General features: G+C 57.3%; 18 protein-coding genes. 11 read left to right on the top strand and 7 right to left on the bottom strand.

Going from position 1 to position 20526, the window contains the following annotated elements; translation table 11 throughout:
* Positions 1 to 513 precede the first annotated feature (513 nt).
* From J5J10_RS18080 to J5J10_RS18095, 4 genes are all read left to right on the top strand, one after another.
* Complete coding sequence (locus J5J10_RS18080) at positions 514 to 1476, top strand: ornithine cyclodeaminase family protein (protein ID WP_211930923.1); 963 nt, start codon at positions 514 to 516, stop codon at positions 1474 to 1476.
* Positions 1473 to 3932 (top strand): ATP-dependent helicase HrpB, encoded by a 2460-nt coding sequence (hrpB, locus tag J5J10_RS18085; RefSeq protein WP_211930924.1) that lies wholly within the window; start codon positions 1473 to 1475, stop codon positions 3930 to 3932. The genes J5J10_RS18080 and hrpB overlap by 4 nt, the downstream gene beginning before the upstream one ends.
* Before the next feature lie 14 nt (positions 3933 to 3946).
* Positions 3947 to 5254: an ActS/PrrB/RegB family redox-sensitive histidine kinase gene (locus J5J10_RS18090; protein WP_211930925.1), complete on the top strand. Its 1308-nt coding sequence runs from the start codon at positions 3947 to 3949 to the stop codon at positions 5252 to 5254.
* A 61-nt stretch (positions 5255 to 5315) separates the two neighbouring features.
* The gene (locus J5J10_RS18095; RefSeq protein WP_211930926.1) at positions 5316 to 5912 is read left to right on the top strand and encodes an ActR/PrrA/RegA family redox response regulator transcription factor; all 597 of its coding nucleotides are present in this window, start codon (positions 5316 to 5318) and stop codon (positions 5910 to 5912) included.
* Between the two features lie 8 nt (positions 5913 to 5920).
* Here J5J10_RS18095 and J5J10_RS18100 read toward each other — a convergent pair whose 3' ends face one another.
* Positions 5921 to 6400 (bottom strand): MmcB family DNA repair protein, encoded by a 480-nt coding sequence (locus tag J5J10_RS18100; RefSeq protein ID WP_211931294.1) that lies wholly within the window; start codon positions 6398 to 6400, stop codon positions 5921 to 5923.
* Positions 6401 to 6578: 178 nt separating this feature from the next.
* On the opposite strand from J5J10_RS18100, the gene J5J10_RS18105 reads away from it, so the two are divergent.
* Complete coding sequence (locus J5J10_RS18105) at positions 6579 to 7241, top strand: L,D-transpeptidase (RefSeq protein ID WP_208547870.1); 663 nt, start codon at positions 6579 to 6581, stop codon at positions 7239 to 7241.
* A gap of 66 nt (positions 7242 to 7307) precedes the next feature.
* Here the strand turns inward: J5J10_RS18105 and J5J10_RS18110 are convergent, their stop codons facing one another.
* The 6 genes from J5J10_RS18110 to hslV all read right to left on the bottom strand — a co-directional run bounded on the left by J5J10_RS18110 (position 7308) and on the right by hslV (position 16168).
* A complete protein-coding gene (locus tag J5J10_RS18110; protein WP_211930927.1) occupies positions 7308 to 9479 on the bottom strand; it encodes a malate synthase G in 2172 nt (723 codons plus the stop codon).
* 107 nt (positions 9480 to 9586) lie between these two features.
* Positions 9587 to 11587: a hydantoinase/oxoprolinase family protein gene (locus J5J10_RS18115; protein WP_211930928.1), complete on the bottom strand. Its 2001-nt coding sequence runs from the start codon at positions 11585 to 11587 to the stop codon at positions 9587 to 9589.
* 121 nt (positions 11588 to 11708) lie between these two features.
* A complete protein-coding gene (locus tag J5J10_RS18120) occupies positions 11709 to 13100 on the bottom strand; it encodes a cytochrome P450 (RefSeq protein WP_211930929.1) in 1392 nt (463 codons plus the stop codon).
* Between the two features lie 24 nt (positions 13101 to 13124).
* Entirely contained in the window at positions 13125 to 14072 is a 948-nt protein-coding gene (locus J5J10_RS18125; protein WP_349252082.1) for a DUF1402 family protein, read from the bottom strand.
* 183 nt (positions 14073 to 14255) lie between these two features.
* The gene (gene hslU / locus J5J10_RS18130) at positions 14256 to 15563 is read right to left on the bottom strand and encodes an ATP-dependent protease ATPase subunit HslU (protein ID WP_208547865.1); all 1308 of its coding nucleotides are present in this window, start codon (positions 15561 to 15563) and stop codon (positions 14256 to 14258) included.
* 77 nt (positions 15564 to 15640) lie between these two features.
* Entirely contained in the window at positions 15641 to 16168 is a 528-nt protein-coding gene (gene hslV, locus J5J10_RS18135; RefSeq protein WP_211930931.1) for an ATP-dependent protease subunit HslV, read from the bottom strand.
* A gap of 197 nt (positions 16169 to 16365) precedes the next feature.
* On the opposite strand from hslV, the gene hisB reads away from it, so the two are divergent.
* Genes hisB through coaA form a run of 6 tightly spaced genes read left to right on the top strand, consistent with a single transcriptional unit; the run spans position 16366 to position 20523 of the window.
* Complete coding sequence (gene hisB / locus J5J10_RS18140) at positions 16366 to 16962, top strand: imidazoleglycerol-phosphate dehydratase HisB (protein WP_211930932.1); 597 nt, start codon at positions 16366 to 16368, stop codon at positions 16960 to 16962.
* Positions 16963 to 16980: 18 nt separating this feature from the next.
* On the top strand, positions 16981 to 17631 hold the full coding sequence (gene hisH, locus J5J10_RS18145) for an imidazole glycerol phosphate synthase subunit HisH (RefSeq protein ID WP_211930933.1): 651 nt from the start codon (positions 16981 to 16983) through the stop codon (positions 17629 to 17631).
* 34 nt (positions 17632 to 17665) lie between these two features.
* Positions 17666 to 18418 (top strand): 1-(5-phosphoribosyl)-5-[(5-phosphoribosylamino)methylideneamino]imidazole-4-carboxamide isomerase, encoded by a 753-nt coding sequence (gene hisA / locus J5J10_RS18150; RefSeq protein WP_211930934.1) that lies wholly within the window; start codon positions 17666 to 17668, stop codon positions 18416 to 18418.
* On the top strand, positions 18415 to 19191 hold the full coding sequence (gene hisF, locus J5J10_RS18155) for an imidazole glycerol phosphate synthase subunit HisF (RefSeq protein WP_211930935.1): 777 nt from the start codon (positions 18415 to 18417) through the stop codon (positions 19189 to 19191). The genes hisA and hisF overlap by 4 nt, the downstream gene beginning before the upstream one ends.
* A gap of 16 nt (positions 19192 to 19207) precedes the next feature.
* Positions 19208 to 19531, top strand: coding sequence for a phosphoribosyl-ATP diphosphatase (locus J5J10_RS18160; RefSeq protein WP_211930936.1), 324 nt, complete (start codon positions 19208 to 19210; stop codon positions 19529 to 19531).
* Positions 19528 to 20523: a type I pantothenate kinase gene (gene coaA, locus J5J10_RS18165; RefSeq protein ID WP_211930937.1), complete on the top strand. Its 996-nt coding sequence runs from the start codon at positions 19528 to 19530 to the stop codon at positions 20521 to 20523. The genes J5J10_RS18160 and coaA overlap by 4 nt, the downstream gene beginning before the upstream one ends.
* Positions 20524 to 20526 lie beyond the last annotated feature (3 nt).

Genomic DNA, 20526 nt, shown 5'->3' on the forward strand with positions numbered 1-20526 from the left:
CTATGTTCTGAATCGACGAGAACTCACTCGATCGAACCCGCATCCCTGCGAACCCGACCTGGTGTTCTCATATCAAAACGTGACCGTCTGCGTATCATTCACAGAGAAGCCTAAACCTCTCCACGCAACGCCGCCGTCCACGTTTCTCTTTCTTCCATTCTTCAATTGTCAAATAACAGACGACACAGAGAACCCGCACGTCTTCTCCCCAAGAGCCAAACCGTAACCCGGCCCCAAATCAGCATCTCAGCCAATTCTCTAGAGATAAACCAAAGACAACAGAACCAGCCGCGGAAACCGCAGCAACCTCGCCTTCGGTGAGGCGCTTTCTAGGCCCACTCCAAAAACAAGTCAACTCATAACTCAAAAAAATCACGAAAAAGATACAAGTGACTGAAAAGAATGGGGGATTCCCATTATTCAGACGTAACAGCGAGCAATTCAGGCGCAATTCGGGTTGAATGCGCAGATCCGTTGGCTACTCTCCAACCAACGCTACGGAGACAAGACAACATGATCGTATTGAATGCAGCGGAGACGGCCGCCGCACTTCCCTGGGACCCGCTTATAAAGGCTCTCGAAGCCATGTTCGTCGCCCCGAGCGTGATGCCGGTTCGGCATCATCATGACATTCAGGTGCCCGGCGAACCGACAGCGACCCTTTTGCTGATGCCCGCATGGCTACCCGGCGAATATGCAGGTGTGAAGCTCGTCTCGGTCTATCCCGGCAACGGCTCCAGAGGTCTACCCGCCGTTAACGGCAGCTATATGCTGACGTCAGGAAGCACCGGCGAACTGCTGGCTGTCGTCGATGGCGGGGAATTGACGGCTCGGCGTACGGCAGCGGCGTCTGCACTGGCGTCTCAGTATCTGGCGCGTCCCGATTCAGAAACTATGATGACGATCGGGACTGGCCGCCTCTCTCTCAATTTGATGCAGGCGCATGCGAGCGTCCATCCTTTGCGGCGGTTTCTCGTGTGGGGCCGGTCGGAGGAAAAGGCCGAGCAGACGGCGCTGATGGCCCGATCGCTCGGGCTCGATGCCGAAAGGTGCCCCGACATCGAGACGGGTGTGCGGTCGGCCGACATTGTTTCATGCGCCACGCTTTCCGAAGAGCCGCTGGTCCAAGGTGCGTGGCTCCAGCCTGGATGTCACGTCGATCTTGTCGGTGCCTTCAAGCCGTCCATGCGTGAAAGTGACGATGAGGCCATCCGGCGGGCGAAGGTGTATGTCGACACGCGAGCGGGCGCGCTTTCGGAAGCAGGAGATATCGTCCAGGCAATAAAAAGCGGTGTCATCAACGAGGCCTCCATCATCGGCGAATTGTCGGAACTTGTTGCAGGACGTGTTCCCGGCCGATCGGAACGTTCCGACATTACCCTTTTCAAATCGGTTGGCGCGGCGATCGAAGATCTTGCTGCGGCAATCCTCGCTTATGAAAGCACATCGTCTTTACACGGAATCAAGGCAACTTGACTGTCGATCTTCCGCACCTTCCCGTTTCGTCCGTTCTTGGTGAACTGTCGCGCGCGCTCAGCAACGGTAACCGCGCCATTCTCACTGCCCCTCCGGGCGCCGGCAAGACAACGCTGGTACCGCTCCACCTCCTCGAGCAAGCATGGCGGAAGGACGGACGGATACTTCTTCTTGAACCCCGAAGACTTGCTGCGCGGGCTGCTGCCCGCCGCATGGCCGACCTGCTGGGCGAAGAAGTCGGTCAGACCGTCGGCTACAGGATGCGTCTTGATAACCGTATCTCGTCCGCCACCCGCATAGAGGTGGTTACTGAAGGTGTCTTCACCCGGATGATCCTGGAGGAACCGGACCTGCCAGGCATCGCTGCCGTTATCTTTGACGAATTTCACGAACGTTCTCTCGACGCGGATTTCGGACTCGCACTGGCGCTTGACGTCCAATCGGCCCTGCGACCCGACCTGAAGATCGTTGTGATGTCCGCGACGCTGGATGTGGATCGTTTGGCGCAACTGCTCGAAACGGCACCCCTTATCAAAAGCCCGGGAAGAGCCTTTCCCGTCGAGATCCGGTATCGGGATAGACCCGGCACAGCCTCGATAGAAGAAACAGTGACAACGGCTGTAAGCCAGGCATTGCGGGAGGAAGAAGGGTCGATCCTTGCCTTTCTCCCGGGACAGGCGGAAATAAGACGGGTTGCGGAGCGACTTCAATCGATCGTTGACGACGACATCGCGATAACGTCGCTGTACGGCAATCTCACAGGCAAGGAACAGGACGAGGCCATAAAGCCCGCTCCGTCAGGGCGGCGAAAGGTGGTGCTTGCAACCTCGATCGCCGAAACCTCGATTACCATCGACGGCGTGCGTATTGTTATCGACAGCGGCCTGCAGCGTTTGCCTGTCTACGAGCCCTCCACCGGGATCACGAGGCTGGAGACGACACGGGTCTCGAAGGCGTCGGCCGACCAACGCGCGGGACGCGCGGGCCGAACCGAGCCGGGAATCGCAATAAGGCTATGGCATGCCGGACAGACCGCTGCTTTGCCCGCGTTCACCCCGCCATCCATCCTGAGCACCGACCTCACGGGATTTGCACTGGATCTCGCCATCTGGGGGGTTCGTGATCCGCAAGCGCTGGCTTTCATCGACTTTCCACCCGCACCGGCTCTCGCCGAGGCGCGGAACCTGCTTCGGACGTTTGGGGCGCTCGACCCGGCCGGAACGCTGACAGAGAGAGGCCGACAGATTCGGCGGTTGGGGCTCGAGCCGCGGCTTTCGGCTATGATCCTCAGCGCTGCCGCTTACGGTCAGGCCGAAAGGGCCGCCAGGCTTGCGGTTCTCGTCGGAGAACCGGGCATCGGTGGACAGAACATCGATCTTGACGAGCGCCTGCTTCATTTCGAACGAGACAGCTCCGCGAGGGCTACTGCGGCAAAACGGCTTGCGAGGCAGATCGCCACATCTCTCGTCAATAATGCCTCTGCTGCGTCGATGACAGCTGGACAGCTTCTGCTGTTTGCCTATCCCGATCGGATCGCTTTCGCCCGAGGCGCACCTGGGCGGTTCCTGATGGCCAATGGGCGTGGAGGGGAACTCGATCAGAGCGAACGGCTGGCAAGCGAGAGGATGCTCGTGGTCGCCGATGTCACCGGACGAGCGGAAAAACCTCGAATCCTTGCGGCCGCGCGTATCGACAAGGACGATATCGAGGACCTGCTTCCCGGCGCGATACAGAAGTGCGAGGAAAGCTATTTCGACACCCACAGCCGTCAGGTTCGTGCCCGGAGAACCGTGAAAGTCGGCGCCATTACACTTGAGGAAACGCCGCTTCCCGTGCCGCCGGGAGAGCTAACTGCAAAGGGGTTGGCGGAAGGGGTTCGTCAACTGGGTATTGGGATTCTCCCGTTCGGGACGGCCGCGATTCAGTTCCGGCAACGCGTCGAGTTTCTCCGTCGCGCCATCGGCGAGCCGTGGCCAGACATGTCCGATGAAGCACTGATTTCGCTGCTTGAGGCGTGGTTCGTCCCATTTCAGGGTTCCGTGCGAAGCCTTTCGGACATATCGCCCGGCAGTCTGCATCAGGGACTCGTGTCGATCATTCCTTTCACTCTGCAAAGGGAAATGGATCACTTGGCCCCGACCCATTTCACAGCACCTACCGGGCAGAATCATCCCATCCGATACAACGGGGAAGAGCCGACGGTCTCCATTCGCGTCCAGGAACTGTACGGGTTGAAGAACCATCCGACAATCGGTAACGGCAGGCTGCCGCTGCTGCTTGAATTGACGTCACCAGCCCACCGGCCTATCCAGACGACGCGCGATCTCCCAGGATTCTGGTCTGGCTCATGGAGGGATGTACGCGCGGAGATGCGTGGCCGGTATCCGAAACACGAGTGGCCGGACAACCCTGCAGACGCCAATCCAACGACGCGAGCCAAGCCGCGAGCACGATAATCGGGAAGTCTGCAATGGAGCCACAAGATACTTCCAGTCCTGGTTTCGACAATACCAGCCGGCGACTGCGTCTTGAAACGCTCGTCCGATTGCGGTGGCTGGCAGTTGCCGGCCAAAGCGTCACCGTCTTCGCCGTGGCATTCTGGCTGCACTTCGACCTGCCGGTCGTTGCCAGCCTTGGACTGATTGCGGCGCTTGCTCTGGCAAACATATCCCTATCACTACTGTTCCCTCCGACACATCGCCTCAAGCCCCTGGCGGCATCGGGTCTCCTAGCACTTGATTTGCTGCAACTGGCGGCTTTGCTTTTCATCACCGGGGGGCTCGCGAACCCTTTCGCTCCGCTGATGTGCGTTCCGGTTATCATTTCCTTCGCTTCCCAACCCCTCAGACACTCCATCGGTCTGATGGTGTTGGCGGTGGTGGCCGTTACAGTGCTTTTCCTTTCGCCTTTCCCCCTGCCCTGGTTCAGCGGTGAAATCTTGAACGTAAAGCCGCTGATGCAGGTTGCGACATGGTGCTCCGTGATCTCGATGATGGGCTTTGCCGCCTTCTATGCATACCGAGTATCAAAAGAAGCATCGCTTCTCGCTGATGCGCTCGCGGCAACGGAACTCGTCCTGCAAAGGGAGAAGCACCTATCGCAGCTGGACGGACTAGCCGCCGCCGCAGCACACGAGCTCGGGACTCCATTGGCAACGATTAGCGTCGTTGCCAAGGAGATGGAGCGCGAACTGGGTCAGGACGAGCGCTTCGGCGAAGACGTCCAACTGCTGCGAAGCCAGAGTGAACGATGCCGTGATATTCTTCGTCGCCTGACGAGCCTTCCATCGGAAAGCGAAGAACATATGCGACGGCTGACTCTCTCTTCCATGATGGAGGAGGTGATGGCGCCACACCGCGAATTTGGCATTGCCGTCGAGCTAATCGAAACCAAGACCCAAGAACCCGAACCGCTTCTAAGCCGAAATCCCGGAATTCTCTTTGGTCTTGGGAATCTCATTGAAAACGCCGTTGACTTCGCAAAGAGCAGGGTTGTCGTTTTCGTCGGTCATAATCAGGATACGATTTCGATCGTGCTGGAGGACGACGGGCCAGGATATTCTCTCGATATCCTTGCGCGTATTGGCGAGCCGTACATGACGACCAGGACGCGGCCAGACAGTGCAGGCGGCCTCGGGCTCGGCCTGTTCATTGCCAAAACGCTGCTTGAGAGGTCGGGTGCCAAGCTAAGATTCGAGAATCGCGCGGCGCCTGAACCCGGCGCACGCGTCAGCGTCATTTGGCCTCGCCAACGCCTCGACATCAGTTCGACAAAATGATGTTTGCGGCCCTATATAGTCCTCAGTCGGAATAATGCGGGTCGAATGCCGTGGAGGTGTCATGAGCGAAAACAATGCATCGGTAGCCGGAACACCCGGAACTGGCGGAAACACCTCGGTCGAAATGATTGGATCGGATCCGACTCTGCTGATTGTCGACGACGACGTTCCCTTTCTGCGAAGGCTTGCACGGGCTATGGAGTCGAGAGGATTTACTGTCGACATCGCAGCTTCCGTAGCCGAAGGCGTAGCAAAGTCCAGAAGCGCGACCCCAAAATACGCGGTCGTCGACCTGAGGCTTGGAGACGGCAACGGCCTGGACGTGATCGAGGCGATCCGGCAGCGACGCGATGACACAAAGATCGTCGTGCTGACGGGATACGGCAACATTGCCACGGCTGTCACCGCGGTCAAACTTGGAGCCTTGGATTACCTGTCTAAGCCGGCTGACGCGGATGACGTTTTCAACGCTCTTACGCAGAAGCCCGGTGAAAAGGCGGAGGTTCCGGAGAACCCCATGTCCGCGGATCGGGTGCGTTGGGAGCACATACAACGCGTCTATGAAGCTTGCGAAAGGAATGTCTCGGAAACGGCGCGCCGCCTTAACATGCACCGCCGCACATTGCAGCGAATCCTCGCCAAGCGCGCTCCAAAATAGACCGTTCGCTAGGAGACAGTCGTCGCCGCCCACTCTGCCTGCATAAGTCTTTGTGCAGCCGTGCGAGAAAAAGACAGAGTGATCGCTTTCCGGCGTGCAGGCGGCAGGAGGTGGACTGGTGCCTCACGCAGCAAATCAGCGCCACGACCGTCAGACAGGATAAGGCCACAGTCCTGTGGGAATATCTCAGCGGGAACGCCGGGATGAGTGGCGAAGAACAAGCGGTCGCAATGAAGCCTGTAATCCGGCCATTTCCGATCGACCTTGAAGTCCTCAATCGAGGACTTCACCTCAATGATCCAGATCTCACCCTTTTCGGACAACGCTACCAGGTCGGCGCGTCGGCCGTTTGAAAGTGTCAGTTCCGGAAGCACGGCGTGACGCATCTCGCTGAGCAGGATCTGAACGCCTCTACGCACAAGAAGCGCATTCGTCGATTGGCGCCCATCCACTAACGGATTGTTTGCCGCGATTGACAAAAGAGTCATGGACAAATCCTCCATTGCCGGGTCCACATGTTGCAAAAAAGCAATGCAGTTTTAATTTGCTGCGGCGTTCGTCCTCTGCGCCGTGCACAGTATTGCCAAGGCCGAATTAATTCAAAATAAACCATAATCACAGATGGTCGGTAGTCGACCATTATCCAGCCTTTCACACGAGCCCTCCATGCGATTCCGCAATACCTTGACAGCGTTCGGCCTTGTAGCAGCGCTAGCGCTCACCGGATGCACAACGACCGACAATTCGACCGACACCGCCAAGATCGAGAAAGGCCAGATTTTCTCAGACTCCTATGGCAAAATGTCGGACGCCGGCTACACGCTGCCCGCTATTCCCATCAATCGGGTCAATCCGAAATTTCACAGGCAGATCGTCTCCTACAAGACTGACGAGAAGCCCGGAACAATCGTTGTGAATACCCGTGAGCGATTCCTTTACTACATTCTGCCGAATGGCAAAGCCATGCGTTATGGCATTGGCGTCGGCAAGCAGGGCTTTGCCTGGTCTGGGACGGCCTATATCGCTTGGAAGCAGGCTTGGCCGACCTGGCACCCGCCGAAAGAAATGGCGGTCCGGAAGCCCGAGATCGCCAGATACGTCGATGACGGCATGGGGCCGGGCCTTAATAATCCGCTGGGCGCGCGTGCGATGTATCTGTTTAACGAGAAAGGTCAGGACACGCTTTTCCGTTTGCACGGTACACCTGAGTGGGCGTCGATCGGCACCGCCGCGTCATCTGGCTGCATCCGCCTGATGAACCAGGACGTGATTGACCTCTACAACCGTGTCCGCCCTGGAAAGGGCGCGAAGGTCGTCGTGATCCAGTAGGCCCTCGGCACGTGCGACATTATAAAGCCGCCGATTTCCGGCGGCTTTTCTGTATGCAGTAAGTTTTTAGGCTGAGAGCTTCGCCTTCAACTCCTGTCGGCGCCGATGCAGAACCGGTTCCGTATATCCGTTAGGCTGCTCACGTCCTTTCAGCACAAGTTCCACAGCGGCTTGGAAAGCAACCGAGGAGTCGAAGTCAGGCGCCATAGGTCGGTAAGCTACATCGTCCTTGTTTTGAGCGTCGACCACAATTGCCATTCTCTTCATTGTATCAACAATCTGCTGCTCCGAAACGACGCCGTGACGGAGCCAGTTCGCCATGTGTTGGGCTGAAATCCGAAGGGTGGCGCGGTCCTCCATCAAGCCAATGTTGTTAATATCCGGAACCTTGGAACAACCCACTCCTTGATCGATCCAGCGGACAACGTAACCCAAGATCCCCTGTGCGTTGTTATCGAGTTCCCGCTGTATTTCTTCCGCCGTCCAGTTTGGACGCACTGCAACAGGGACCGAGAGGATGTCGTGCAGGTTCGCACGCTTCCGATTCATGAGCGCCTGCTGGACGTCCTTCACCGAAATTCGATGATAGTGGGTTGCGTGCAGGGTGGCGGCGGTCGGTGACGGAACCCATGCTGTATTGGCTCCCGCCTTTGGGTGCGCGATCTTCTGTTCCAGCATCGCGCCCATCAGATCCGGCATCGCCCACATACCCTTGCCGATCTGGGCATGTCCCGACAGACCGCATTCAAGGCCAATATCGACATTCCAGTTCTCATAGGCGGCGATCCAGGCGGCCTGCTTCATATCACCCTTCCGTATCATCGGCCCTGCTTCCATCGACGTGTGGATTTCATCGCCGGTTCGGTCCAGAAAACCGGTGTTGATGAAGACCACGCGCTCGCGGGCGACACGTATGCACTCCTTGAGATTGACGGTGGTACGTCGCTCCTCGTCCATGATCCCCATCTTGATCGTGTTGGGCGCCATACCCAACGCTTGTTCCACCCGCGCGAATAGATCACAGGCAAATGCTACCTCGTCCGGGCCATGCATTTTCGGTTTGACCACGTACATGGAACCTGCCGGAGAATTTTTTCGGCGGCCATTCGGACCAATATCGTGAAGAGCGATCAAGGCGGTGATCACGGCGTCCATGATCCCTTCCGGCACTTCCTTTCCAGAGCGATCAAGAATCGCCGGATTGGTCATGAGGTGACCGACGTTTCGAACGAGCATCAACGAACGGCCGCGAAGCTGCGAGGATGATCCGTCGGGCGCGTTGCACGAGATATCGGGTGCCAGACGACGGGTGAAGACAGAGCCGCCCTTGGTAACGTCTTCCGTCAAATTTCCGCGCATGAGACCAAGCCAGTTGGCGTACACCGCTACCTTGTCCTGGGCATCGACCGCAGCGACCGAGTCCTCACAATCCATGATCGTCGTGATCGCTGATTCAAGGCGAATATCATCAATGTGAGCTCGGTCTGTGCGTCCGATGTTTCCTTCCGCGTCGAAGACGAGTTGAATATGAAGTCCGTTTCGCCGCAATACGACCGTGTTGGGGTGATCGGCGGGTCCTGAATAAGCGACGAACTGACTTTGATCGGCCACAGATGTCTGTTGCCCATCAACGAGTGTGATATGAAGAGCCGCATGCAGGATCGAAAACGATGCGACATCCTTCCAACGGCCGAGGCCAAGCGGGACGGCATCGTCAAGGAACGTGCGTGCCCACGCGATGACTTTTTCGCCTCGAATCGGATTGTAAGCGGCTTGCCTCTCTGCTCCGTCCTCTTCGGGAATGGCATCCGTTCCATAAAGCGCATCGTAGAGCGAGCCCCAGCGTGCGTTCGCGGCGTTGAGAGCGTATCGGGCGTTCATCACGGGAACGACCAGCTGCGGCCCCGCGATCGACGATATTTCCGGGTCTACATTGCTCGTGGATACCGAAAAGGCTGCACCCTCCGGCAGAAGATACCGAATCCGTCGCAGAAATGCTTCATAGTCAGCAATATCCGACGGTGCACCGTTTTCGCGGTACCAGGTATCCAACTGGTGTTGCATCTCATCCCGCACAGCAAGAAGAGCCTCATTGCGGGGTGCAAGGTCATGTACGATATCGGAGAACGCGCGGAAAAACGTTTCCTGGTCTACGCCAGTTCCCGGCAGAGCATGGCTGCAAAGGAAATCGTAAAGTTGCCCATCGAAGGCAAGGCCGTGCGCATCCACGCGATTCATATCATTCCTCCGGAAACGTTCATATTCTTGATGCGCAGCAAACTCGCGATGCGAATTCAAGTCAATGCGGCATAAGTTCGAAGGATTCTTTCCAATACGGAAAGAGTTTAGCTTGCAAAGCGAGGTCGGCCGCTCGCCGTGGCGACAATACGCGCTTCGATCAGCCTTTTCCGCCCCTCAATCTCCGGCGCTTGGATGAAAACGTCACACAGAACGGCAGGATCATTAGCGCCGTTGACAATCGCCTGATCCAGCGCAACGGCACGCGCACGCTCCTCGGCTGCCGCGAGAGCCTGAGCCTCGTCAGCAAACAGTCGATTCTCGCCCGCGCCCGAAAGAACGAACCGCCCCTCCTCCGGCGAGGTGACAAAGACGGTAACAGCCGAACGGACTTGGCCAACCACTGCCCCGACGGCGTTTGCCACATCCGCTTCGTCCGGAACAATCGATTCGGCCGACAGTTGCGCGGCAATGGCCGGATAGTATTCTCGGGCGGATGCACCCAAACCGATCAACGGACGATCAAGCGATATGGAAAGACGCACAATGCCGCCTGCCCGGTTTAGCGCACGATCTACCATAGGTGACCGGGTCGGGTCGACATCGAAAACGCCGTCCTCGGAAAGCGCTGATGCGATCAGCAAGTCTGCGGATTGACGCGTCAACCGATCGACGATCCGGTTTGCCATCGTTACGGCGGAATCGGCGATTGGCCGACCTGCGCCGTCCCGGGTGCGAGCAAGAAGTTCCAAGCCCAAGAGAGCGCTTTCGCGATCCCATTGATGCTGACGGTCGAGCACGTGAAGGGCGTCTGATGGCGTTACGCCGCAGACGTGGACAAGACCACGGGAAACCAGCCGATCTAAGGTCGCTTTCTGCGGTGTAACACTGATAAGCTGATCCAGCGGCACGGGTACCATGCCTATCCGGTCAAACAGCTCGATCTCTTTCTTCTCCAAGCCTGCGGCAAAACGCGCCGGAACACCGGTTCGGACCGCGAAGCGACCGTCGTAACGACCTATGTAACTCGCCTTTAACTGACGTTCGAGAACAGCGCTTACTTCGTCACCATGGATCCAGGCGGCAAGGCTGAGCGGCATTAGCCGACGCGGCCCCAGCTCGATCGAGGCCGCAAGCCCCCGGTCGTGAACCCGCACTTCCGAGTCACCGCCGAGCCCATACGTCCGCATGGCCACGGCTTCCACCATCGTTCGATACCCGCCGACGACGGCGCCTTCGGCATCTAGGCGTGGTCGACCTTTGTCGAGAATGGCGACATCGGTGGTCGTACCGCCAATGTCTGAAACGACTGCATCGCTGCGGCCTGTCAGGAACTGGGCGCCGATCAGACTTGCAGCCGGACCCGACAATATGGTCTCAATGGGCCTCAGGCGCGCCTCCGCAGCGGAAATCAGAGCTCCATCACCTCTGACAACCATTATCGGGGCTGTTATGCCCCGCGCGAGCATGAAATCTTCGCACGCACCGACAAGCCGGTCGATCATCGATACCAAGCGTGAGTTCAGCAACGTCGTAAGGGCGCGTCGAGGACCTCCGAGTTTCGAAGAAAGTTGATGGCTGCAGGTAACAGGCAGCGGCGAATGGGACCGCAGGAAATCCCTTACTTTCAATTCGTGTGAAGGGTTTCTGACGGCAAAATATCCTGCCACCGCAAAGGATGTAACGCTGTCTTTCAGATCGCTCATGGCGGATTCGAGCGGGCCAAGCTCCAGCGGCGTTTCTGTCCCGTGTACATCATGTCCGCCCTTCAGGAAGACCACGGGATCCTTCCCGAGAGCCTGATCAAGGCCGTCACGCCCGAGATCTTCCGGACCAAATCCAATCATCACCAGGCCAGCGCGGCCGCCATGTCCCTCGACCAGCGCGTTGGTCGCCAGGGTGGTGGAAAGCGAAACCAGCGAAATCTGTGTGCTAAGAACCCCGGAACTCGTCAGAACGGCTTCAACGGCACCAGAGATGCCAACTGAAAGATCGTGTCGGGTGGTGAGTGATTTTGCTTTGGCGATGACGCCCCTAGTTTCGCTGAAGAGAACCGCATCGGTATAGGTTCCACCGGTATCGATTCCCAACAAAATGTCAGAGGCCACGTCTTGCTCCCGGCGGTGTCATTCTTCAGCCGGACCTTATCGCACCGATATCGTTGATGGAACCAGCTGACAAACGGCAAAACACGGTCTGATTTCGCCTTTCAGCAAACCTGTATCGCCTTCACCGCCGTCGGGATACGCGCATCGGCAATCCTGATTTGGGTTGCACCGTCAGCCTTTGCACCGGCCACGGTCTGGTCGCTGCCGTCACGTCGAACCGGTAGCGCGACATCATGACTCCCAGTGCGATCACGGCCTCTTGCAGCGCGAAGGATGCGCCGATGCAGACACGAGGTCCGGCTCCGAAAGGCAAATATTGAAAACGGTCTATCTTATTCCGATTTTGAGGCAGGAAACGTTCGGGTATGAAAGCCCGGGGCCGTTCCCATAAGAGTTCGTGACGGTGGAGGGTCCACGGCATGATCAGAACTGTCATGCCCTTGGTGATTTCGACGCGCTCTCCTGTGCCATCCGACCAACTGTCAGAGTCGATCGCTTCGCGGTTGATCGAAGGTGCGGGTGGATAGAGGCGCATTGCCTCCTCGAAGGCTGCCCGCACCTGGGGCATGCGTTCGATCCAATCGACCGGGTCATCCCCGTCTGCAATGACGCTATCGATTTCCGCTTCCATCCTATCCCGCACGACCGGCGACCGGGCAACGCAGTATAGCGTCCAGGCGAGGGCACGCGACGTCGTTTCGTGACCGGCGCCGATAAAGGTCAGGATGTTGTCCTGGAGCTCGTCTTCCGTCAGACCCCTCTCTCCGGTTTGCTCAAGCATCAGCGTGAGAAAGTCCTGCGGGGCTTTTTCCGGTTCTTTCTGCAAACGCCTCCGACGGAGATCGATGGTACGCTGGACTATGTCGCGAAATTTGTTCAGGACGGCTTCACCGCCGGTGCGTGTCAGGCGTGGGATCCAGCCCGGAGCCTGCAGTAGATCCATTGGATCTATCCGCCCCATGACATGCAGCAGTCGTTCGGTGTCCTCCGAGAAGCTCTCCGTTGGGACCGCGAGTTCACCGGAGAAAAGCGTTTCGGAAAGAATCGCAAACGTCAGTTGGTTCATGTCTTCGGAGACGTCGACCACGAAGTCACCATCCGCGTATCTCAGCTCGACGTGCTCGACAGACTTGGCATGCATCTGAGCGGCGAAACTTTTTGCGTGGCGTGGCGTAAAGACGGGCGCTATCGCTTTCCTCGTTCGCCGCCAGACAGAACCCTCGGCAGTCAGCAAGCCATCTCGCAAAATAGGGCGCAATACCAATTGGCGAATTGTCTGCATCCGGTAGTTCGCGGCATTTTCGACCAAGATATGCTTGATGAGACCAGGATGATTGGCGATGAGGCTTCGCTGGTTGAAGAAGCGGGCGACGATCCAGGGGCGATTGTAGGATGGCTCTCCCCAAAGCTCGAGGGGATTTTTCAAGACAGTGTTTATCACCGTCAGCCAGCCGGGCGGCATCGATCTAGGTATTGGTGCAGGGGGTTCGAAAACTTCTCTGTCGACGTACATTCCGTTCCCTTGCCGGACAAGTCGCTACAACAACGCTTCGAGCTCCGGCAGCTTGTCGTTTATCAACCAGCCATAGTAGTTTTCCTCCGGCCACACCCGTCCGCCCGAGGCATTTTTCCGAGCCAGAGCGCGTGCACGCCGCTGCGAGTCCCCGATGTTGAAGAGAGTTGCGGTGATGCCGGGATTTCCGGAGATGTCCATGTCCGCATACTCGCGATAATCATCGATTGCCTTGCGGATGATTGCCGCCATGAAAGCCAGAGACACGTCTGGCTGCATGATCGCACGGTAGACGTCGGCAGCATCATTTTCATCAAGCTCGGGGTAACCCGATTTCTCGTGCACCGTATCGCTCATCATCAGCGCGGTCAGCGGGTTGATTTGGCCAAGGCCGAACGTCTGCCCGGCATAGAAAGGCTGGAAGAAAACAGCACTGAATCGGTTGTCGGGATAGGTTCGCCCGTCAACCGACTCTCCCTGGAAAACCTTCTGCCAGACCTCATCTCGACAAGTCCAGAGAGCATACGAATCCGTCTTAGAGGCGCAAACCGAGAACTGGGGTCGATTGACGAAGTCGGATATCTTTTCTCCCTTGTAGGAGAAATCGAAGACGTTTCCGGCATAGGAAGCGGCCTTCACATAATAGCTCTGCAAGCGATCATAGGCGTCCACGTTGTAGGTATGTTCGCCAACGATCGCGCCGATCATATGAATCGGATCTATGTTGTAGCGGGACGCAGTTTCCTTGATCTTCGAGACGAGCTTTTTGTCGGTCGCAAGAAGGTCTCGAACCTTCTCGTACTTGAGATCGAAAGATGTCTTCCCGGCCTTGGTACGTCGTACCGAAGCGCCCGGTATCGCCGGTTGCTCCGCATTCCGGTTGCCGGCCGGCACTTTCGTGACGGCCATGGCATTGCCTGCGGCGAAAACCAGTCCAAGGGTCGTGACCAATGCCAGAAGAAAACGTTGCACGATGCCTGCGCCTCTATCTTGAAGCCTGCGCTCCGGAAGTCGGAAGGTTCGCATCCTGACCGACGGTACGGCCGGTGCAAAGAATGCGGCCATACTTATAAAGACAAAATGGAACTGTCGAGGCTGCAGAAAAAACTATTTGTGAGGACCGTCCTTACGGTCATTCACAGCCTCGAAAGAGGATCACAATATGTAACGAGACAGATCCGCGTCAGCTGCGATCTCACCAACGTGCTCCCGGACGTATTCAGAATCGATCATCACGGCGGAACCGGAGCGATCAGGAGCATTGAACGAAATGTCGTCCAGGACGCGCTCCATGACTGTCTGCAGCCGGCGTGCGCCAATGTTCTCAACTGATGCATTGAGCTTCACGGCAATATCAGCCAGAGCGTCGATCGCGTCCTCGGTAAAGTCGAGCTGCAATTCCTCGGTTTCCATCAAGGCGCGGTATTGCCGAATCAGACTTGCTTCCGTTTCCGTAAGAATCCTGCGGAAATCCTCCTTGCTGAGGGGTTTGAGCTCAACACGGATCGGCAAGCGTCCCTGCAATTCGGGCAGCAGATCGGAAGGCTTGGAAACATGAAAGGCGCCAGACGCGATAAACAGAATATGGTCGGTTTTTACCGGTCCGTATTTCGTCGAAACGGTTGTTCCCTCAACAAGCGGTAGAAGATCACGCTGCACACCCTCACGGGAAACGCCGGCGCCAATGCCTCCATCGCGCGCCGCAATCTTGTCGATCTCGTCAAGAAACACGATGCCGTCATTTTCAACTGAGCGAACAGCGTCGCGCTGGATGACTTCGTTGTCGATCAGCTTGTCAGATTCGTCTCGGATGAGATCAGCGTAGGAAGCCTTGACGGTCGTGCGGACCTTCTTGGTCCGGCCACCCATCGCCTTGCCGAACAGATCGGATAGGTTGAGAATGCCGACGTTGCCGCCCTGCATGCCCGGGATGTCCAGGCTCGGCATTCCGCCGGCAGTGTCCGCAATTTCGATGTCGATTTCCTTGTCATCCAGCTCACCAGCGCGGAGCTTTCGACGAAAACTGTCGCGAGTTGCCGGCGAGGCTGTCGCACCGACAAGCGCATCAAGGACACGTTCCTCGGCACCGGCGTGGGCCTTTGCCTGAACCTCAGCCCGCTTCTTCTCGCGCTGAAGGCCGATTCCTATCTCAACCAAGTCCCGGATAATCTGCTCAACGTCACGGCCGACATATCCGACTTCCGTGAATTTGGTTGCCTCGACCTTGATAAAGGGGGCGCCGGCCAACTTCGCAAGACGACGCGATATCTCGGTCTTCCCGACCCCGGTCGGACCGATCATCAGGATATTCTTTGGCATCACTTCGTCACGCAGACTCTCGTCGAGTTGCTGGCGTCGCCAGCGATTGCGAAGGGCGATCGCGACGGCCCGTTTGGCCTCGTGCTGACCGATGATGAACCTATCGAGTTCGGAAACGATTTCACGGGGCGAAAAATTGGTCATGGTTTGTCACTCGTGCTCAGAATTTCGTGTGTCGTGATGACGGTATCGCGACTTTGTCTAACCAGTTCAGGAAGCCGTCATTCACCATCAAGACTTTCCAAAACAATCGCGTCATTGGTGTAGACACAGATGTCGCTGGCTATCTGCATAGCCCGACGCGCAATTTCCTCAGCGGATTTGTTGGTATCCATAAGCGCCCGAGCCGCGGCAAAGGCGTAGTTCCCACCGGATCCGATCGCGATCGTTCCGTGTTCGGGCTCAAGGACGTCGCCATTTCCCGTGATTGCCAAGGTAATACTCTTGTCGGCGACCAGCATCATGGCCTCGAGATTGCGCAGATATTTGTCCGTGCGCCAGTCCTTCGCCAATTCGACTGCCGCGCGCATCAGCTGGCCGGGATATTGCTCCAGCTTCTTTTCCAGCCGGTCAAGCAGTGTGAAGGCATCTGCCGTCGCTCCGGCAAAGCCAGCTATCACCTCGCCGCCCTTCCCGATCCTTCGGACCTTGCGCGCATTGCCTTTCATGACGGTCTGCCCGAGGCTGACTTGACCATCACCCGCCATGACAACCGAACCGTTCTTTCTAACTGTGATAATCGTGGTCATGAGCACTCTCCGTCCCGACAGGACATTCGTTTGTAGCGGCATACACTGCCAATCGGCGCTTATGTAAGCGCGCATCCGGCAAATACAACGCGATCACTTGGCACAGCGACATCCGGGTAGGCGCAGCGCAATGTAATTTCTGGATATTCAGTGTTCCTCCTGATATGGAACGGCCAATTTCCCAGGGAGCAGCTTCGATGGCAGGTCGCAAAGCCGAGGTTTCGCGCAAAACCAATGAAACCGACATCACCGTCTCAGTGAATATCGACGGCACCGGTCTGTCTCGTATCGCTACGGGCATCGGCTTCTTCGATCATATGCTGGACCAACTCAGCCGGCATTCGCTGATCGACATGGCAATTGACGCAAAGGGCGACTTGCATATCGATGACCACCACACCGTGGAGGACACGGGAATAGCCGTTGGTCAGGCAGTCGCCAAGGCTCTCGGAGATCGCCGCGGAATAACGCGTTACGCCTCTCTCGACCTCGCTATGGACGAGACAATGACAAAGGCTGCAGTGGATCTGTCCGGACGGCCGTTTCTGGTTTGGAAGGTCGATTTCAGTTCGCCGAAGGTCGGTACCTTCGACACGGAACTCGTGCGGGAGTTCTTTCAAGCCTTCTCACAACATGCCGGCATCACGCTTCACGTAGTCAATCACTACGGGGCCAACAATCACCATATCGCGGAGACCTGTTTCAAGTCGGTCGCGCGCGTTCTTCGCGTCGCTACCGAAATCGATCCGCGTCAGGCCGATCGCGTTCCCTCGACGAAAGGGACGCTGGTCTAGCCAGAGGAGGTAGTGTCGATGCGTGTCGCAATCATAGACTACGGATCAGGAAATCTGCGGTCGGCCACCAAAGCCTTCGAGCGCGCCGCGTCCGAAGCCGGGGTCAACGCAGCGGTAGATCTAACGGACAAGGCAGAAGTCGTGGCGGCTGCCGACCGGGTCGTTCTCCCAGGCGTTGGCGCTTATGCGGACTGCCGCAAGGGCCTGGATTCGGTGGACGGCATGCATGACGCGCTGCTTGAGGTCGTAGAGCGGAAAGCCCGCCCTTTCCTGGGCATTTGCGTTGGAATGCAGCTTATGTCTTCCCGTGGACTAGAAAAGACGGTGACGCCGGGTTTTGACTGGATTTCTGGCGACGTGATTGAGATGTCGCCCGCAGATCCGAACCTCAAAATTCCGCAAATCGGCTGGAATACCGTCGATCTCAATCGTCAGCATCCTCTCTTTGACGGCATCCCAACAGGTGAGAGCGGACTTCATGCCTATTTCGTACACTCGTACCATCTTGCGGCGACGGATCAGGCAGACGTCATCGCAACGACCAACTATGGCGGTCCGATGACAGCGGTCGTGGGCCGGGAAAACATGGTGGGAACCCAGTTCCATCCTGAAAAGAGCCAAAGGCTGGGCCTGAAATTGATCGCCAATTTTCTTAGATGGGACCCGTGAGTCCTGGAAGCACACTGAAGGCTAGCCGGCTAACATGATTCTATTCCCCGCCATTGATCTCAAGGATGGTAGTTGCGTCAGGCTCAAGCTGGGCGACATGACGCAAGCCACGATCTACAATGTGGACCCGGCCGCCCAAGCCCGAGCCTTCGAGGAACAAGGCTTCGAATGGTTGCACGTGGTCGACCTCAACGGCGCATTCGCTGGTGAAAGCGTGAACGGTGCAGCCGTCGACGCAATCTTGAAGGCGACCAGAAATCCAGTGCAGCTTGGCGGCGGGATTCGCACTCTTGCCCATATCGAGAACTGGCTTTCCCGAGGCCTGGCGCGCGTAATACTGGGCACGATTGCCGTCCGAGATCCGGCTCTTGTTGTTGAGGCGTGCCGCCGCTTTCCGGGCCGAATTGCGGTAGGAATCGATGCGAAGGGTGGCAAGGTCGCTGTCGAAGGCTGGGCAGAAGCGTCTGAGCTGGGCGTGATAGAACTCGCACGCAAATTCGAAGGAGCCGGGGTTTCAGCCATCATTTATACCGACATAGATCGGGATGGCGTTCTCGCCGGCATCAATTGGCCCTCTACGTTGCAGCTCGCCGATGCGGTATCAATACCGGTCATTGCATCCGGCGGTCTTGCTTCCGTTGACGATATCCGCCGCATGTTGGAGCCGGATGCCAGTAAGCTTGAGGGGGCGATTTCAGGACGCGCGCTCTACGATGGTCGAATCGACCCCGCAGCAGCCCTCTCGATGATAAAGGCTGCCAGAGCGCCCAAGGGGGAAGGCATATGACACTCAAGGCCCGCGTGATCCCATGTCTGGACGTCAAGGACGGTCGCGTCGTCAAGGGCGTCAACTTCGTTGACCTGATTGATGCCGGAGATCCAGTGGAAGCGGCAAAGGCCTACGATGCCGCTGGCGCGGACGAACTCTGCTTTCTCGATATAACGGCGTCGTCCGACGAACGTGACACGATCTTCGACGTGGTGGCACAGACCGCCGAGCACTGTTTCATGCCGCTGACTGTCGGCGGCGGTGTGCGCACCGTTGCCGATATTCGCAAGCTGCTTCTCTGTGGCGCCGACAAGGTCTCCATCAACTCCGCAGCGGTCAAAAATCCGGATTTCGTGGCGGAGGCGGCGGACAAATTCGGGGATCAGTGCATCGTCGTGTCGATCGACGCCAAAAGAGTGTCAGCCACGGGCGAAACCGACCGGTGGGAAATCTTCACACATGGCGGCCGTAATCCCACAGGTATCGATGCGATCGAATTTGCAGAAAAGGTCGTGGCGAGGGGCGCCGGCGAACTGCTTGTCACGTCCATGGACAGGGACGGAACCAAGAGCGGTTACGACATCGCCTTAACTCGGCGCATCGCCGACTCCGTTCGCGTTCCAGTTATCGCGTCCGGCGGTGTCGGAACACTGGATGATCTTGTGGCGGGCATCAATGACGGCCACGCAACGGCGGTTCTTGCGGCTTCAATCTTCCACTTCGGGACATTTTCCATCCTCGACGCTAAGAAGCACATGGCCAACAACGGCATCGCCGTCCGCCTTGACTGATGAATGGAGAACTGGAATGTCCAAGTTCACGCTACAGGACCTTGAGGCCATTGTTGACGAGAGATCGTCAGCGCCAGCAGACGAGTCCTGGACGGCGCGACTGATCGCAAGTGGGCAGGCGAAAGCGGCGAAGAAACTGGGCGAAGAGGCTATCGAAACCATCATCGCCGCAACAACGGGCGACAGAGACAACCTCGTCTACGAAACCGCAGATCTTCTCTATCATCTGATGGTCGTATTGAAAATCGCTGATATCCCGCTACAAGCGGTGATGAGCGAGCTTGAGCGGCGAACCGGTCAAAGCGGCCTCAGCGAGAAGGCCAGTCGAAAAGACCCATGACTACTGCAAGCAGGGAAGCCGAAACGTCCGAGGCGCTCGATCATTTTCAGCCGAACGACTATTCGCCATATCATTTCTTCTCTTCGAATGAATGGGCCAGGTTCCGTGCCGATACGCCTCTCACGCTGACGGAGGACGAAGTCCGGCGACTTCGGTCCATCGATGATCCGATTGATCTGGAAGAGGTCAGACGAATCTACCTCTCTCTGTCTCGCCTGCTATCGGCACACGTCGAGTCTTCGCAACTGTTGTTCGAGCAGCGAAACAGGTTTCTCAGCCTCTCGGACGTGACAAAAACGCCGTTTGTCATCGGGATCGCCGGATCGGTCGCCGTTGGCAAGTCCACGACCGCTCGCGTCCTGAAAGAACTTCTGGCCCGCTGGCCGTCAAGCCCCAAAGTGGATCTCGTTACCACCGACGGCTTTCTCTATCCCAATGAGACGCTCGTTCGTCAGAACATCCTGAACCGCAAGGGATTCCCAGAGAGCTACGACACGGCGGCCATCCTCCGGTTTCTTTCCGCCATAAAGGCCGGTCGTCCGAACGTGAACGCGCCGACCTACTCGCATCTTACCTACGACATCCTTCAGAACGAGTACCGCGTGGTGGACCGTCCGGATATTCTGATCTTCGAGGGTATCAACGTCTTGCAGTCGCGGGACTTACCGGCCGATGGAAAGATCGTGCCCATGGTATCCGATTTCTTCGACTTCTCGATCTACATCGACGCCGACGAAAAACACATTCATCGCTGGTATGTCGATCGCTTCATGAAGTTACGCCAGACAGCATTCAAGGATCCCAATTCCTATTTCCATCGATACGCGACAATAACCGAAGGAGAAGCGCTGGCCCGCGCTGAGGATCTCTGGAGCAGCATCAACCTGAAAAACCTGCGGGAAAACATTCTGCCAACGCGACCGCGTGCCGATCTCATACTGAGAAAAGGCAAAGACCACCTTATCGAGAAAGTCGCACTGAGAAAGTTGTGATTT

It is taken from the genome of Ciceribacter sp. L1K23 (genome assembly GCF_018122705.1).
GTDB lineage: Bacteria > Pseudomonadota > Alphaproteobacteria > Rhizobiales > Rhizobiaceae > Allorhizobium.